This is a genomic window from Streptococcus mitis (assembly GCF_003943905.1).
Classification (GTDB): Bacteria; Bacillota; Bacilli; order Lactobacillales; family Streptococcaceae; genus Streptococcus; species Streptococcus mitis_BC.
Map to the genome: position 1 here is coordinate 29,136 of NZ_RJNS01000006.1, position 15,943 is coordinate 45,078.

Annotated in this window: 10 protein-coding genes; 2 read left to right on the plus strand and 8 right to left on the minus strand. The window is 41.1% G+C overall.

All coding sequences use genetic code 11. From position 1 onward, the window contains the following. The first annotated feature begins 88 nt into the window (after positions 1 to 88). Entirely contained in the window at positions 89 to 259 is a 171-nt protein-coding gene (locus D8854_RS08930; protein ID WP_001051782.1) for a DUF3042 family protein, read from the plus strand. Positions 260 to 301: 42 nt separating this feature from the next. Here the strand turns inward: D8854_RS08930 and D8854_RS08935 are convergent, their stop codons facing one another. From D8854_RS08935 to D8854_RS08970, 8 genes are all read right to left on the minus strand, one after another. After that, positions 302 to 1,141, minus strand: coding sequence for a thymidylate synthase (locus tag D8854_RS08935; protein ID WP_000158623.1), 840 nt, complete (start codon positions 1,139 to 1,141; stop codon positions 302 to 304). A 51-nt stretch (positions 1,142 to 1,192) separates the two neighbouring features. After that, a complete protein-coding gene (locus D8854_RS08940; RefSeq protein WP_001097946.1) occupies positions 1,193 to 1,627 on the minus strand; it encodes an HD domain-containing protein in 435 nt (144 codons plus the stop codon). 93 nt (positions 1,628 to 1,720) lie between these two features. Beyond that, on the minus strand, positions 1,721 to 2,680 hold the full coding sequence (locus D8854_RS08945; RefSeq protein WP_000078548.1) for an ROK family glucokinase: 960 nt from the start codon (positions 2,678 to 2,680) through the stop codon (positions 1,721 to 1,723). Between the two features lie 125 nt (positions 2,681 to 2,805). Beyond that, positions 2,806 to 4,608 (minus strand): Ltp family lipoprotein, encoded by a 1,803-nt coding sequence (locus tag D8854_RS08950; RefSeq protein ID WP_125450563.1) that lies wholly within the window; start codon positions 4,606 to 4,608, stop codon positions 2,806 to 2,808. 118 nt (positions 4,609 to 4,726) lie between these two features. Continuing rightward, positions 4,727 to 6,442 carry an aminodeoxychorismate synthase component I gene (gene pabB / locus D8854_RS08955; protein ID WP_125450564.1) on the minus strand — a complete coding sequence of 572 codons (1,716 nt, stop codon included), beginning with the start codon at positions 6,440 to 6,442 and terminating at the stop codon, positions 4,727 to 4,729. A 66-nt stretch (positions 6,443 to 6,508) separates the two neighbouring features. Continuing rightward, complete coding sequence (locus D8854_RS08960) at positions 6,509 to 12,673, minus strand: ZmpA/ZmpB/ZmpC family metallo-endopeptidase (protein WP_125450565.1); 6,165 nt, start codon at positions 12,671 to 12,673, stop codon at positions 6,509 to 6,511. Between the two features lie 2 nt (positions 12,674 to 12,675). Next, on the minus strand, positions 12,676 to 13,239 hold the full coding sequence (locus tag D8854_RS08965) for a TIGR01440 family protein (RefSeq protein ID WP_125450566.1): 564 nt from the start codon (positions 13,237 to 13,239) through the stop codon (positions 12,676 to 12,678). Between the two features lie 242 nt (positions 13,240 to 13,481). After that, positions 13,482 to 14,222: a MerR family transcriptional regulator gene (locus D8854_RS08970; protein WP_125450567.1), complete on the minus strand. Its 741-nt coding sequence runs from the start codon at positions 14,220 to 14,222 to the stop codon at positions 13,482 to 13,484. A 366-nt stretch (positions 14,223 to 14,588) separates the two neighbouring features. On the opposite strand from D8854_RS08970, the gene D8854_RS08980 reads away from it, so the two are divergent. Then, the gene (locus D8854_RS08980; protein WP_125450568.1) at positions 14,589 to 15,929 is read left to right on the plus strand and encodes a sodium-dependent transporter; all 1,341 of its coding nucleotides are present in this window, start codon (positions 14,589 to 14,591) and stop codon (positions 15,927 to 15,929) included. The last annotated feature ends 14 nt before the right edge of the window (positions 15,930 to 15,943 follow it).

Below are 15,943 nucleotides of genomic sequence, written 5' to 3' on the forward strand. Positions count from 1 at the left end.
TACTATTATTATATCATAAAAAGGTCAGTCAGAAAAATGCTACCACTTGAGGAGCCTGGCTGATCGGGAAGATAAAGGAGGAAGACTCATGGCTAAAGGATTCGCTAAAGGTCTTGTAACAGGTGTCGCAGGAACTGTCGCTGCCGTTGCAGGTGCAGTATACGCAATTAAAAAGAAAGTGATTGAGCCAGAAGAGCAAAAAGCAGCTTTCATCGAAGAAAACCGCAAAAAAGCAGCTCGCCGCCGCGTATCACATTAAGCAACAAAAGAAGTTGAGATTTCTCAACTTCTTTTTATTTTCTTAAATAGCCAAATCAAACTTCAGTTGTGGCTTGACTGGATTATAGTCAACTAACTCAAAGTCCTCCGCTTTGATATCAAAGAAATTGGTCCCATCAGGAACATTCAAGACCAAACGAGGTTGGCAGTTTGACGGCTCACGACGGAGCAATTCCTGAGCTTGTTCAAACTGATTATCATAGATATGGAGGTTGTTGATAAAATAGAAAAACTTCCCAATCTTCCAGCCAAAATGCTTGGCAATCATCATTTGAAGAGCCACATACTGCATGGCATTGATATGGTGGGCCACCAGCATATCATTAGAGCGCTGGGTCAAGGTCGCATCCAGATAGATTTCCCCATCAACCCGACGGACATCAAACATGGTCTGAAAGGCGCATGGAAGGAGGCCGTCTGTCTCCTCAAATGCTTGGTAATCCCAGAGTGAGATGATATTGCGACGGTTCCAGGGATTGGCTTCCAACTGCTTGAGAATCTTATTAATGATATCGTGTTTCTTAACGACCGCCCCATAGCGTTCACCGATGGTTCCCGTATCTCCCACTTCCCAGTCATTCCAGTAGTGAACATTGTACTTGCTATTTAGCACTTCTAGGCTATTAGACTGATCTTGGTAGATCCAGAGTACTTCCTTGATGGCGGATTTGATTGCAATGGGACGCAAGGTTGTGATGGGAAATTCCCCCATAGCCAAGTCATACTCGGCAAAGGCACCCGTTACGTACTTGGAGTTGGCAACAGTCCCATCCTTGTACTTGGGACGTGCCTGCTCGGAAAAGACACCGTCTTTGAGGATTCGTTCAATATTCTCTTTAAAAATCGTATCTGCTTTTGTCATTTACTCTCACCTCATTTATTGTCCTAACTAGTATAGCATAAAAAATCTTTTCTACATACTCAGATAATCGATGGCCTTTTTATATTTTTCTAATCGTTCCAAATCCTTGTCAGTGACAGAACTCAGTCTCGATAAATCCGAATTATGCTTCAAATCTGCTAATTTGACAACGCGTGCTAGGGGATTGGATTTCACAGTTTTCAGATAGGTTGGATAGTCTTGTCCCTTTTTCTTTGACAAAATCTGAACGGCTGTAACTACTGTCTCTGGTAAACCCGCATTTAGTAACTCTTCAGCAGTAACAGAACTATCCTCAATAACATCATGTAGTAGAGCCACTGCTTTCTCTTCTTCAGAATCAACTTGGCTCGCAACAAAAATTGGATGTTCTATATAATCTATCCCTGCCTTATCAAATTGCCCCCTATGAGCTTCCGTAGCGATAGACAATGCTAGTTCAAGCATGGGTTGTTTTGATGTATTCATCTAGCGGCTCCTTCCCAAAATTTAAACCTATTTCGTTTTATTCGATTTTTAAAAAAGAGCTTGATAAACACCAAGCTCTATAATCATTTTATTTTATTGCAATACAAGTGATGCCGCTCCGATAACTCCAGCGTCATTTCCTAGAGTTGCAAGAGCCAATTTAGTGGATGTGCGTACTTGAGGGAAGGTATTTTCATCATAAACTTTTTGCACGCCTTGGAGAAGGAATTCTCCAGCTGCTGACACCCCACCACCGATAACGATAGTTGATGGGTTGAGGATTGATCCGATGTTAGCACATGCAATACCCAAGTAACGTGAAAAGTTACGGTAAACGATCAAGGCAAGGTCGTCTCCTTCTTTTGCAAGGTCAAAGACAGTTTTGGCAGTTACTTCTTCGCCGTCATCAATCAAGCGTTTCAAGGCTGCATCGCCTTCGTATTCATCTGCATATCGACGAGTCAAGTTGACAATCCCTGTTGCAGAAGCAACTGTCTCAAGACAGCCTTTCTTACCACAAGTACATGCGATTGGTTGGTCAAAGTCAACAGTGATGTGACCAAGCTCTCCTGCCGCACCAGCAACACCGTGGAGCAGTTTTCCTTCAGCGACGATACCACCACCAACACCGGTACCAAGTGTCATAAAGACAACGTCCGGTTGGTTGTCACCAGCACCCATCCAGCGCTCACCAAGAGCAGCTACGTTGGCATCATTATCAATGAAGAATGGAATACCCAAGGCTTTTTCAATCTTTTCTTTAATTGGTTGAAGGGTTTTCCAGTTGAGGTTGTAGGCACCGATAACAGTTCCTTTTTCACGGTCAACCACACCAGGTGATCCCATCCCAATCCCTCGGAAGTCTGTGGCTGACAATCCAAGCAAGTCCAAACGATGTTGAATAGACTCAATCATATCATCTACAATATGGCTTCCTTCATCCAAAATATTAGTCTTGATAGACCATTTTTCTTGGATTTCTCCCTCTTGAGTTAAAATTGCAAACTTGATAGATGTACCACCAAGGTCAATCCCAATAATCTTTTGACTCATCGTCTTCTCCTTTTTAATTGAAAATGCTTACAGATATAGTATAACAAAAACGTCTCTTTTGTGCAAAGGTTTGCAGGCTACAAGCCAAAATTAAAACATCTTATTTGCTTCACTATTTGTAAAAATTAGTCACCTAAATGTTGAATTGCATAGTTTGCTTCTTCTTTTGTAAATTTTCCAACATAAGAAGAAGTTAGCCACTCATAAATCTCTGTCTTTGATAAATGGTTATTCTTTCGGTATTCTCTTGCTGTAATTAAGGCATTTGCTTTGTAATCTGCATTCAAGTGATCGATGGCATACTGCGCTGCTGAACTTGAAAAACCATTCCACGTTAATTGGTTATAGAGATCTTTTTTTGACATATGTAAAACCGAATTATAGCTTTTCGCTTTATTTAAAGCAGCATTGTACTGCTTCCCATCTAGTTTTGGTTGCCGCACACCATCGTATCCTACATAGTGACGGCCACCATCTACCCATTTATCCCTAGCCATTTTACCATCTGATTCAACATAATAACGGCCACCATCTACCCATTTGCCCCTTACCATTTTGCCTTCAGAATCAACATAGTAACGGCCACCATCTACCCATTCATTCTTGGCCATCTTTCCATCTGATTTGAAATAATAATTTCCTACCCATTTATTGCGAGCTTGGCTGCCTTCTGATGGTAGATTAAGTTTTTGAATTGCATAGTTTGCTTCTTCTTTTGTAAATTTTCCAACATAAGAAGAAGTTAGCCACTCATAAATCTCTGTCTTTGATAAATGGTTATTCTTTCGGTATTCTCTTGCTGTAATTAAGGCATTTGCTTTGTAATCTGCATTCAAGTGATCGATGGCATACTGCGCTACTGAACTTGAAAAACCATTCCACGTTAATTGGTTATAGAGATCTTTTTTTGACATATGTAAAACCGAATTATAGCTTTTCGCTTTATTTAAAGCAGCATTGTACTGCTTCCCATCTAGTTTTGGTTGCCGCACACCATCGTAGTCTACATAGTGACGGCCACCATCTACCCATTTATCCCTAGCCATTTTACCATCTGATTCAACATAATAACGGCCACCATCTACCCATTCATTCTTGGCCATCTTTCCATCTGATTTGAGGTAATAATTTCCTACCCATTTATTGCGAGCAGAGCTTCCTTCTGCTGTTAGATAATAATATGAACCATGGTTTTTATCATAAATCCAGTCACTTTTAACCTTTTTTCCATCAGAATCAACATAATAACGACCACCATCTACCCATTCATTTTTAGCTCTCTTTCCATCTGATTTGAGGTAGTAATTTCCTACCCAGCCAGACTGAACTTTAGATTGTGATTTATCCTGTTTAGGAGTTGTTTCTTTAGCTTTTTCAGCCGGTTTTGGTGCCGGCTTCGGCGCGGGTTTTGGTGCTGGCTTTGGAGCGGGTTTCGGTGCTGGCTTCGGCGTAGGTTTTGGTGCTGGCTTCGGCGCAGGTTTTGGTGCCGGCTTCGGCGCGGGTTTTAGTGCCGGCTTCGGCGCGGGTTTCGGTGTAGGTTTTGGTGCCGGCTTCGGCGCGGGTTTTGGTGCCGGCTTCGGCGCGAGTTTTGGTGCTGGTGTTTTTGTTTTCTCAGCAGGATTTTGTGCTGGTGTTTTCGGTTTCTCAGCAGGATTTTGCGCTGGTGTTTTCGATTTCTCAGCAGGATTTTGCGCTGGTGTTTTCGATTTCTCAGCAGGATTTTGCGCTGGTGTTTTCGGTTTCTCAGCTTGATTTGGCGCCGAAGTTGTATTCTCTTTTACAATCTTACCGTTTTTAGATACATCCTTTTCTTGAGCAGAAACATGCTGAGCCGAAAAAGGAAAGGCTTCAGTTGTATCTGCAAATGAAATAAGTCCCAGTGTTGCAGTTGCTAAGCTGGTTACTAAAATTTTTTTTGATTTTTTCATAAAAATCTCCATTATTTTAACGATTTATACCTATAGTATACCATATACTTTATTTTGCTTTCAAATCAAATATTAAATATTCAGAAATAAATCTAAAACTTAATTGAAAAATCCATAGTTATATCACTTTCAACTCATACAAACCTCTGACTGCATTACAGCCATAGATAGTTTCCGCTTGGTTCAAGTCTGCCAAAGTCAAGACTTTTTCCTCTACCTGTCCTGTTTCTAGCAAATGCTGGCGGTAGATTCCTGGCAAAATTCCTAGTCTGATAGGCGGTGTATAGAATTTTCCGGCAATTTTCAGAACCAGATTTCCAATGGAGGTCTCAAGCAGTTCTTCTGACTTATTGTGGTAAATCTTCTCTTGCTCCCCTATACTCAAATGTGGTCTGTAAGTTGTTTTAAAGTAGGTAAACGCTTGATTCAAATCTGTTTCTTGCAGACAAAGTTTAGCCTGACAGAAACCTGGACTAAGTGGTGTTAATACTTGGCGACTGAGTTCCAGCTCTCCAGACTTGTTAAGAGTAATTCGCAAACGATAGTCTTGGTGGGAATCGCAAGCTTGGCACTCTTCCTCTATCCTTTGTCTCAGGTCTTCCGGATCAAAAGGATAGGCAAAATACCTACTCGCCTTTGTCAGTCTTTCCAGATGTTGATCTTCAAACAGCAGTTGTTTTTGGCTGATTTTACCAGTTGAAATCAGTTGGAAACGAGCTTGTTTACGATAGAGTACAGCCGCCTTTTGATGAACCTCTCGGTATTCAGATTCCCAAGTACTATCCCAAGTAATCCCTCCGCCAACTCCATAGATGGCTTTCCCTTGATGCAGTTGGATAGTCCGAATAGCGACATTGAAAATTCGTCGCCCATTTGGAAGCAAGATACCAATAGTTCCGCAGTAAACTCCTCTGGGTTGTGGCTCCAAGTCCTTGATGATTTCCATGGTCGCAATTTTGGGCGCTCCTGTTATGGAACCACAAGGAAAGAGAGAGCGAAAAATGACAACCAAGTCCACATCCTCTCGTAACTGACTCTTGATGGTTGAAGTCATCTGCCAAACCGTCGAATACTGCTCCACTTGACAGAGACGTTCTACATGTTCACTGCCCACTTCAGAAATACGGTTCATGTCATTGCGCAAGAGATCCACAATCATCATATTTTCAGAGCGATTTTTAGGATCTTGCTCCAACCAAGCTGCCTCTTTCAAATCTTCATCGTCAGTCACTCCCCGCTGGGTTGTTCCCTTCATCGGGCGAGTCGTTAATTCCCGGTCATTTTGCTCAAAAAAGAGCTCTGGGCTCATGGAAATCACTGCCATCTCATCGTGTTCAACATAGGCATTGTAGCCCGCCTCCTGCTCTACCACCATACGATTGTAGATAGAAAAAGGATTGGCACTTAAATCTTGCTTGAGTTGGACAGTGTAATTGACCTGATAGGTGTCCCCCTGACGCAAATGATGGTGAATCTGGGCAATAGCCTTTTCATAGTCCTCTGCTGACGTTACTTCCTGCCAATTTGAAGGCAAATCTACTTCCTCATAAGTCAGAGGAATAGGGGATGTTTCCACCCTATCGTGAACGGTAAAGTAAAGCAAATACTCGCCCAGTAGAGGAAGCTTGTGAACTGCTAATTTCTCCTCAAATGCAGGTGCAGCCTCGTAACTGACATAGCCCACGACATAATAGCCTTGCTCTTGGTAGCTTTCCACTTGTACCAGCAAGTCTGCCACTTCTGATAAATCTCTCGTTTTTAACTCTTTGATCGGCTGGGTAAAGGTGTATCTCTCCCCCAAAGCCCTAAAATCAATCACTGTTTTTCTATGCATATCTTAAGTATAGCACAAAAAGGCAGATGCAGCTTAAGCTGATCCACCTTTTTAGTCATTTCGACTTTATAACGATGCTTTGGCAAATAAATTTCCAGAGAATCCATCTGATTTTTGAAGGAGCTGTTTGTAAACCTTCCATTTAAGATCTTCAGTATTTTTATAATGATTCTTTATATTTGGATTTTCCATGCTATCTAGGTCTTTTTGAACAGCTTCATCAAATAAGGACTTCAACTCAGCATAAGTAGAGATAGATCTGTCATTGATTTCGATTGTAGTGAAGCCGTTTTGAGCTTTGTCATAGACTTCTTTATACCAATGTTTCTTCCATGCTTCAAGAGTATCAAATTGGCCATTAGAGATTTTCTTGATAATGAAGTCATCACCCAACAACCCTTTGTTTTCCTTGTTAGCTTCCGCCTTATATTTGTTTGAAGCGTAACCAATAAATCCGTTAAGATAACCATAGTATCCCCACATACGGAAAGCATTATGTTTGAATGAAATCGAACCAACTGTACTCTTGCTAGTATTACCACCAAAGATACCCGACATCATATTTACGGTTTGGTAAGCACTGTCAAAACCTTCCGAACGATAACGTCCATTCCCTGGCATACCATGTTTTGTAACGAAGTTATGATCAACCAATTGATCAATGCTCGTAATCGTCAATTTCTTCTCATTATCCGTTAAATCACGTAATTTATCCCATTGATGTGGCTCGCCTTTCAGATTGTTTCGCTCAGCGTTCGTACGCCATTCTCGGTCCATCTTCTTGAACCACTTACTGTTGTCGTCCAAGTGTTTTCCAATAACTGCATCTGCTTCTAGATGGTCCAGCATCATCAGAGCCTCATTATAGTTCTTCATATAGTGATCAATTTCTTCACGGTTTTTTAACTTATTTGGATCATAATTGTAGATTTGATTGCCATCATTCTGACGTTCATAAGCCATGTTCAAACCTAAGGCGCCGTATTCACCATTTGGATTTGTCAACGATGGTGACTGGAGCATACCTTGCGCAAAGGACTCTAAGTCCGTCCCTTCACGATGATACCAACCGCCATAGTAAGCCATACGATCATTCACATGAGTCGTTTCATGCGTAAAGGCCGATGTACCAAAATCACTTATCAACTCTGTCATAACAAAGTAGACAGCATCTTGCTGATTTGGAGCTGCAAAGATATATGCGTAAGCACCATATCCATACTGATAGCCATGATATTTATGAATCCGTCCAAAGAACTCTCGAATCGGAGCATAATCTGGTTTCCCATCCTTGTGACCATATCGGTTTGCCCAACCGATACCAGGCGCATCATGATTGTCCCAAACAGGTGTTGGAACACTATTTTCACTCTTGAGGAGCTTATTACGTACATTATCAGCAGCTAATTTTGACCAAAAGTCTAAGTAGTTCACCTGCTCTTTTGCTCTCTTATTGATTTCACTCTTGAAGGCTTCACGAGCCTCCTCAGTATTTTTACCATATTTTTCAAAAGCACTAAAAGAAATGGTATTATAGGTCGAAATCATGAAGAGATGCGAGTTCTTCAAGTTTAATAGAGGCAAAATCATCCGACCATGCACGCCATTATTAATCCCTTCATACAGACGATACTTCTTATGAGCAAAATCGGGGTTCAATGATGGCTGTTCTACCACATAAGCATTCTTTTCAATTGCCTTTTTAAACCAAACATTCATATCGGTTTCATTTGTAAACAATTTCATGTTATATGTTAGAAACTCATGAAGGCTTCCTTTACCTGTAGCACCTGCAATCACTCGACTATACGCATCTTGGGATTGGTCGCCCTTAAGATTGTTCTCTTTTGAGCCGATAGTGATCAAGCGATCTAAGACATTCACGTTCTTACCATAAAAATCTGGTTTAAACATCATAATATCTTTAATCGACAATTCATCATATTTAATGCCATAGTATTGGTTCAAATAAGCAAGCCCCATCATAATCTTGGCCTTATTGTCTTCAACTTTCTTAATGAAAGCACGTTGAGCTGCTTCATCATCATTTAGTTGATGATCTTCATTTTCAACAATTTGTTTCACCAAGTTTCCAAGATTTTGTTTTACTTCATCAAAACTTTCTTCTAAGAATAAATCGCGAATGTAACCATTTTTTCGTTCATCCGTGTTTTCTTGCGATTTGTTCCGCTTGTCCATAAGAGCGCGCACTTCAGGAGAAATCAATTCTACACTGGATAATGTTTCTTTTGCCTTTGCAATCAAACCAGCACGATCTTTCACTAGCATATTTGGCGTATAAACAATATTCTGGTCGGTCACTTCGTACTCTTTGACTTGTTTTACATTAGAGTCAGCTTTGACAGTAATGGCCAATTCTTCTTTGGTACCATCAGCATAGTGAATCATGATCTGATCAATAGCTGACAAGTCTGTTACAAACTGTCCATTCTTCAAACCAGTTACAGAAAGGACTTCTTTGGTCACCAAGTTTGAGCTTGCATCTAGTTTATTAGCCTGATTGACAATCCACTCCTTGTTATAGAATGGTTGTAATTTTTCAATATTGCGATAGGCAAGTTCGCGGTCAGCTCTGTAGTCTTGAATAGCCTTGTACTCGTCTTCACGGTGTGTCAAACGGTTTAATTTATCTACAACAGGATCATTGATTTCATACTCATGCGCTGTGATTCCCAGAGCAGCAATTTTCTTGTCTGCTTCTTCTTGCGAAATAGGCTTAATACGATGCTGTTGTTTAGAATATCTATATGAAGATTTTCCTTCACTCACACCAGTAACAACAAAGTTTCGATTTAAGCGGTCACCTGTCCAATAAGGATCATCATCAATATCAGATGAGCCATAGAAAATCTCACCGTTCTTAACTTTTATCATTGAAACAGTATCTTCAACGGAGCCCAAGGCATTTGTACTGCCTACAACACCACCCGCGCTAATCGGTTCTCTCACATCGATAGTACCTTTAGCTACAGATTTTTTAATGGCTCCGTCCCGATAAACTGCATGGTTATCCCCACCATTTTGTGACCAATAGGCAATGCCCGCAACTTTCGCTTTATTACCTGTTATTTGTGCATCAACATAGGCCTTCTCAACAGAACCTTTCCAGTTTTCTCCAACAATTCCAGCAAGAAAGGCGCCTTGATTCCCACCAGCATGAAGCTTACCAATGAATGCCACATTTGTTAATCTGCCGTTATTATCAATTTTATTGATCAAACCTGATACGTCATTATTTCCAACAACTGTACCCGTTACTTTCACATTATTGATCGTTGTGTTTTTTACAACAGCAGCCAAGGGAGCAACTCTATTTGCCCATGGCATATGAATGTTTACCTTACCAAGGTTAAGGTCATGGATATGGGCGCCTTCAGTATCGCCTAATAGTGGACGTTCCAAGTTATGAATCGTATATCGTTGACCGTCCACACTTGATAGCTTGCCTCGGAACTTCGTCGTTACATATGATTTACCAGCTGCAGGAACATTGACCGCATTCAAGTCCGCACCAATTTTAAATTCACCAGATGGATTGGCCTGCATAGCTTTTACAAGTTCATTGAAATCGTAGTAGACATTCTCTTCATGAGTTTTTGGTTTAGCAAAATAATGGACGTATTCTTCACTGAGCTGGTTACCATCTGTATGCTGAACGAGATCAGGCGCTTTGGCAGTGACCTTATAAAGTGTTTTTCCATCGACTATCACTTCTTCAATTTTGTCAATCGCAAGACGCGTCACCTTATTATCACGTGTAGCAATTTTAAGATAGTAAGGCCTTACATCACTTGGAACAGAGGTTAAGAAGCTACTATCCTTTTCCACACCATTGTCGTCAACACTTATGAGGCTTGTTTCTTTTATATTTTTAACTTCGACCTTTTTTAAATCAATTCTCAGTGGTTCTTCTTTGAGAATTTCTTCCTCATTTCCTTCACCACGATCATAAACCATTTTTGTTTCGAGTTTATAATCCTTGTAATATTGCAAATCTGTTAGAGTTGCAGTCAAGTTATCCGGTGAAACCGTCATGGTTTTGACAACTTCGTCGCCTTTTTTCAGGGTTAAAGTGATCGATTTAATCGCTGCCTTACTTGGATTTTCCAGATTATAGTAAATCTGAGATGAGCGTTTCAAATCCTGAATATCAACCCTTGAAAAAGTCAACACTGGCTTTTCGAAGTTTTTGGTACCTAGTTTAACAATACGGTCTTGGGCTAACTCGATGACCTGTTCAAGAATTTCAGGCGCTTCCTGCGTCTTGATTCCTTTGATGGTCTTGTAGGTTCTGATAACCTTTTTCTGACCGTCTTTTCCTTCTTGGACCGTAACTTTATCGCCCTTTTTCAGTTGCGTGTCTTCTTCGACTATCTCTTTAAACGGAATTTTTTCAAGACTTTCTTCTACAAGAGTTCCTTCTATTGGTTTCGTACCACGACTTATTTTTTTAGTGACTGGTTTTTTGATGACAGTGGTTGTTGTATTTAAAACTTGGTCAGTCTCAACACCTTCGACAGTTTTATAAGTCGTTTTGGTAACTTGGATCCCTTTTTCACCGTTTTGAACCACTGTTTCTTCGTCAGTGTATTTTGTAGGATCATCAATGATTTCCGTCTGGTAGTCAATCTCTGCGATTGTGTCTTTAGTAATTGTTCCTTCAGTTACTGTATATTCTGGAAGGTCCTCTTGAATAAGGGAGTGACCTTCCTTACCAGTTTCCTGAGTGCCTTTACTTTCAAGCTTTTCAGTATACGCTGGCAAACTATCTTGAACAAGGGAGTCACCCTCTTTGCCAGCTTCCTGAGTACCTTTGCTCTCAAGCTTTCCACTATACGCTGGTAAACTATCTTGGACAAGGGAATCACCTTCTTGGCCTACCTCTTGGGTGCCCTTATTTTCAAGTTTTCCAGTATATTCTGCCTGAGGCTCTTGAACAAGGGAGTCACCTTCCTTACCAGTTTCCTGAGTGCCCTTGCTTTCAAGTTTTTCAGTATACGCTGGCAAACTATCTTGAACTAAGGATTCACCCTCTTTGCCGGATTCCTGAGTACCCTTGCTTTCAAGTTTTTCAGTATACGTTGGCAAACTATCTTGAACAAGGGAGTCACCTTCTTTACCAGACTCTTGAGTGCCCTTGCTTTCAAGTTTTCCAGTATAGGCTGGGGAATTGTCTTGAACAAGGGAGTCACCTTCTTTACCAGACTCTTGAGTGCCTTTTGCCTCAACCTTTCCAGTATATTCTGCCCGAGACTCTTGAACTAAGGATTCACCCTCTTTGCCGGATTCCTGAGTACCTTTGCTCTCAAGTTTTCCAGTATACGCTGGCAAACTATCTTGAATTAGAGATTCGCCTTCCTTTCCAGATTCCTGAGTACCTTTGCTTTCAAGTTTTTCAGTATAGGCTGGCAAACTATCTTGGACAAGGGACTCGCCTTCTTTACCAGTTTCCTGAGTGCCTTTGCTTTCAAGTTTTTCAGTATAGGCTGGCAAACTACCTTGGACAAGGGATTCGCCTTCTTTACCTACTTCCTGAGTGCCTTTGCTTTCAAGTTTCCCAGTATAATCTGGGGCATTATCTTGGACTAGAGATTTCCCTTTTTTAGAAAAACTAGCTACTTTTATGTCAGTTCCTTTAAAATAACCAATATACTCATATCCTCCAATATCGATCACACCTTTCGCTAGTTCTTCATTTGAGGAGGCCGAGATCGTTTGATTGTAAGAAAGTAATTCTTTATTCTCAAAGGCAAAAGTAGCAAAAGGAATGAAGTTGCTGACACCAAGAGAACCAATCAAAAGCACTCCAAGAACTTTCTGACGCTGTTTTTTGGACACCAAAAAAACAGCAAAAGATGCTGTTGCAAGACCAAGACCTGCTAAAGCAAATTCTTTACTTCCTGTATAGGGAAGTTGTTGACTGTTAGTTGCTTTCTTACGATAAACAACATAAATAATATCTTCATCTTGAAATTCTGTAGGAACTTCATGATGAATCAAAGCTTTTTCAGATTCGGTTAATTCTTGCTCCGCCAAATATCGATAATGGACTGAATTCACTTCAGCTAATTCATTTGCTTGGACTCTACCAGCTGATAACAAACTGGCACCAACAAGAAAGGCCCCGATTGCTACAGGACCAACTCCAACAGTCAATTTACGAATAGAATACTTTAGGTTTTTTTGAAACTGTTCTTTTCTTTTTTTCATTCTCATATCTTTCTAATAGAATCTTCTGGATACTGCGCACGCGCACCACCGATGAGTTTTGGACGACTAGCGAGAGCCGTTACATGGGCATAACCAATCTCACGCAAAACTGGTCGAATCGGAACCTGCACATGCTTGACATGCATACCAATTGCGGTATCTCCGATATCCAATCCCGCATGAGCCGTGATGAACTCCACCTCAACAGGGTCCTTCATAAACTTAAAGGCAGCTAGCTGACCCGAACCGCCTGCATGAAGAGTCGGAAGGACGCTGACGATTTCCAGACCAAATTGCTCCGCCACTTGACGTTCAACGACGAGGGCACGATTGACGTGTTCACAGCCTTGAACAGCTAGGTGAATCCCTCTTTCCTCCAGGATATCCAGAATCGTCTTCACAATAATTTCGCCAATTTCTTGGCTGGAATCCTTGCCGATTTGCCCACCTAAAACCTCACTAGACGAGAGTCCAAGGACAAAGAGAGCCCCCTCACGCAATCCAGCCTTATCCAAAACATCCTCAAGCACCTGCTGTGTCTCTGTTCCAATTCTATTTTTATCCATCACTCTTGACCTCATTTTTCTCCTACTATCATATCTTTTTTTACTGATTTTATCAAGGCGAACTAATCACTCAGAGTTGACAATGCAAAAACTTTAAAAATGAATTTCCCTTTAGCAACAAAGTAAAGAGTCTGGGGCCAGAATGCTTTCCAAAAAGATAACAACTAAAATGACCTGCTCCCTAAAAAGTTAAACAGAAGATTTAGCTTTTTTAGCGGAGCAGGACAAATCTCCAGCGATGCTTATGTTATCTGAGTTTGAACATAGTGGGCAATGACATCTGATGCGTATTGAGCTGTTCCAGCTCCAAATTTGTCAATATTTTCCTTAAACTCTGGGTTATAGACGTAGCCTTTACCGATATGGCCGAAGACTTCAATAGGGCAGTCAAATCCATAAGTACGAATGGCTTGCAAGAGCTTAGCTGCTTCTTCTTGGTTTTCGGTTGCTGTTGCAGCTAGTCCATTTTTAAGATTTTGAGCTAAAGCTTGAAAAACTTGATTGAAGGCGGCTGTGGCTTCGTCTTCGTGACCTTTTTGGCGTTCGAGAGCCTGGTCCATGACTTCCTGACCATATTTCTCTACCGCCTCTTGGTGGTATTTTTGATTGTCTTGATAGCTAAATCCAGTGAATTTTTCCTCAATCGTCATTTTTCTTTCTCCTTTTTGTTCTTGAATGGTTTTTTGCAAGGTGGAAATCAGGGTATCCAGATGTTGCCTTTCTCGAGTCAAATAGTCCAACTGCCTGGTCAAATGGGGCAATAAATCTGATGATTCTCCTTTTAACAGCTCTGCTATTTTTTCTAAAGAAAAGCCTAGATATTTATAATACAGAATGACTTGAAGGCGTTCCAAATCCTCTTGACTATAAGTTCGATAGCCGTTTTCCGACTTTAACGGAACCAAGAGTCCTATCTTATCGTAGTGGTGCAGAGTCTTGACAGAGACACCTGAAAGCTGCGCAGCTTCTTTTATATGGTACATGATTTCCTCCTTATACTCAATGAAAATCAAAGAGCAAACTAGGAAGCTAGCCGCAGGTTGCTCAAAGTACAGCTTTGAGGTTGCAGATAAAGCTGACGTGGTTTGAAGAGATTTTCGAAGAGTATTACATTGATAGTATAACCCCTCCCCTTAGGTCAGAGTCAAGCGTTTTTGCGAAAAATTTTTAACTTTTTGAGAAAGGTGTGAAAACTTGAAAATGGTTTTCTTGACAGACCTTAGAAAACATGATAGGATAGTCAAGTCTATCAATCAAACAGAAAGCTCATAAAAAGCCATTGAGAGAAGGCTATTTGACAACTCAAGTAGCCTTTTCTTATTTTAAAAAACAAGATTGGAGTTTCAACTATGTCAGAAAAATCGCAATGGGGCTCGAAACTAGGCTTTATCCTAGCATCTGCTGGTTCAGCCATCGGACTTGGAGCCGTTTGGAAATTTCCCTACATGACTGCCGCTAATGGCGGGGGAGGCTTTTTACTGGTCTTTCTCATTTCCACTATTTTAATCGGTTTCCCGCTCCTGCTGGCTGAGTTTGCCCTTGGCCGTAGCGCTGGCGTTTCCGCTATCAAAACCTTTGGAAAACTTGGTAACAATAACAAGTACAACTTTATCGGTTGGATTGGTGCCTTTGCCCTCTTTATCCTCCTCTCCTTTTACAGTGTTATCGGAGGATGGATTTTAGTCTATCTAGGTATTGAGTTTGGAAAATTGTTCCAGCTTGGCGGTACGGGTGATTATGCTCAGTTATTTACTTCAATCATTTCAAATCCAGCCATTGCCCTAGGAGCTCAAGCAGCCTTTATCTTATTGAATATCTTTATTGTATCACGTGGGGTTCAAAAAGGGATTGAAAGAGCTTCGAAAGTCATGATGCCCCTGCTCTTTATCATCTTTGTCGTCATCATTGGGCGCTCTCTCAGCTTGCCAAATGCCACGGAAGGGGTTCTCTACTTTCTCAAACCAGACTTCTCAAAACTAACTAGCGCTGGTCTCCTTTATGCTCTGGGACAATCTTTCTTTGCCCTCTCACTAGGGGTTACAGCCATGCTGACCTATGCATCCTACTTGGACAAGAAAACCAATCTGGTCCAGTCAGGGATTTCCATCGTAGCCATGAATATCTCAGTATCCATCATGGCTGGTCTAGCCATTTTTCCAGCCATGTCAGCCTTCAATATTCAGTCAGAAGGGGGACCAAGCCTGCTCTTTATCGTCTTGCCTCAACTCTTTGACAAGATGCCTTTTGGAACCATTTTCTACATTCTTTTCCTCTTGCTCTTCCTCTTTGCGACGGTTACTTCCTCTGTCGTGATGCTGGAAATCAATGTGGGCAATATCACCAACCAGGACAACCGCAAGCGTGCCAAGTGGAGCACTATTTTAGGGATCTTGACCTTTATCTTTGGAATTCCTTCAGCTCTATCCCATGGGGTCATGGCGAATGTTCACATTTTTGGGAAGACCTTCTTTGACGCTATGGACTTCTTGGTTTCCAATCTCCTCATGCCATTTGGAGCCCTCTGCCTTTCACTTTTTACAGGCTATATCTTTAAAAAGGCTCTTGCTAAGGAGGAACTCCATCTCGATGAAAGAACATGGGAACAAGGACTTTTCCAAGTTTGGCTTTTCCTTCTTCGTTTTATCATTCCAATCATCATCATCGTGGTCTTTATCGCCCAATTTATGTAATCAAAAAGGACTTG

Excerpts from the sequence above, each read along its gene's own strand:
- D8854_RS08965 (WP_125450566.1), bottom strand. The coding sequence starts at position 13,239 with ATGGATAAAAATAGAATTGGAACAGAGACACAGCAGGTGCTTGAGGAT.
- D8854_RS08970 (WP_125450567.1), bottom strand. The coding sequence starts at position 14,222 with ATGTACCATATAAAAGAAGCTGCGCAGCTTTCAGGTGTCTCTGTCAAG.
- D8854_RS08950 (WP_125450563.1), bottom strand. The coding sequence starts at position 4,608 with ATGAAAAAATCAAAAAAAATTTTAGTAACCAGCTTAGCAACTGCAACA.
- D8854_RS08960 (WP_125450565.1), bottom strand. The coding sequence starts at position 12,673 with ATGAAAAAAAGAAAAGAACAGTTTCAAAAAAACCTAAAGTATTCTATT.
- D8854_RS08930 (WP_001051782.1), top strand. The coding sequence starts at position 89 with ATGGCTAAAGGATTCGCTAAAGGTCTTGTAACAGGTGTCGCAGGAACT.
- D8854_RS08935 (WP_000158623.1), bottom strand. The coding sequence starts at position 1,141 with ATGACAAAAGCAGATACGATTTTTAAAGAGAATATTGAACGAATCCTC.
- D8854_RS08980 (WP_125450568.1), top strand. The coding sequence starts at position 14,589 with ATGTCAGAAAAATCGCAATGGGGCTCGAAACTAGGCTTTATCCTAGCA.
- pabB (WP_125450564.1), bottom strand. The coding sequence starts at position 6,442 with ATGCATAGAAAAACAGTGATTGATTTTAGGGCTTTGGGGGAGAGATAC.
- D8854_RS08945 (WP_000078548.1), bottom strand. The coding sequence starts at position 2,680 with ATGAGTCAAAAGATTATTGGGATTGACCTTGGTGGTACATCTATCAAG.
- D8854_RS08940 (WP_001097946.1), bottom strand. The coding sequence starts at position 1,627 with ATGAATACATCAAAACAACCCATGCTTGAACTAGCATTGTCTATCGCT.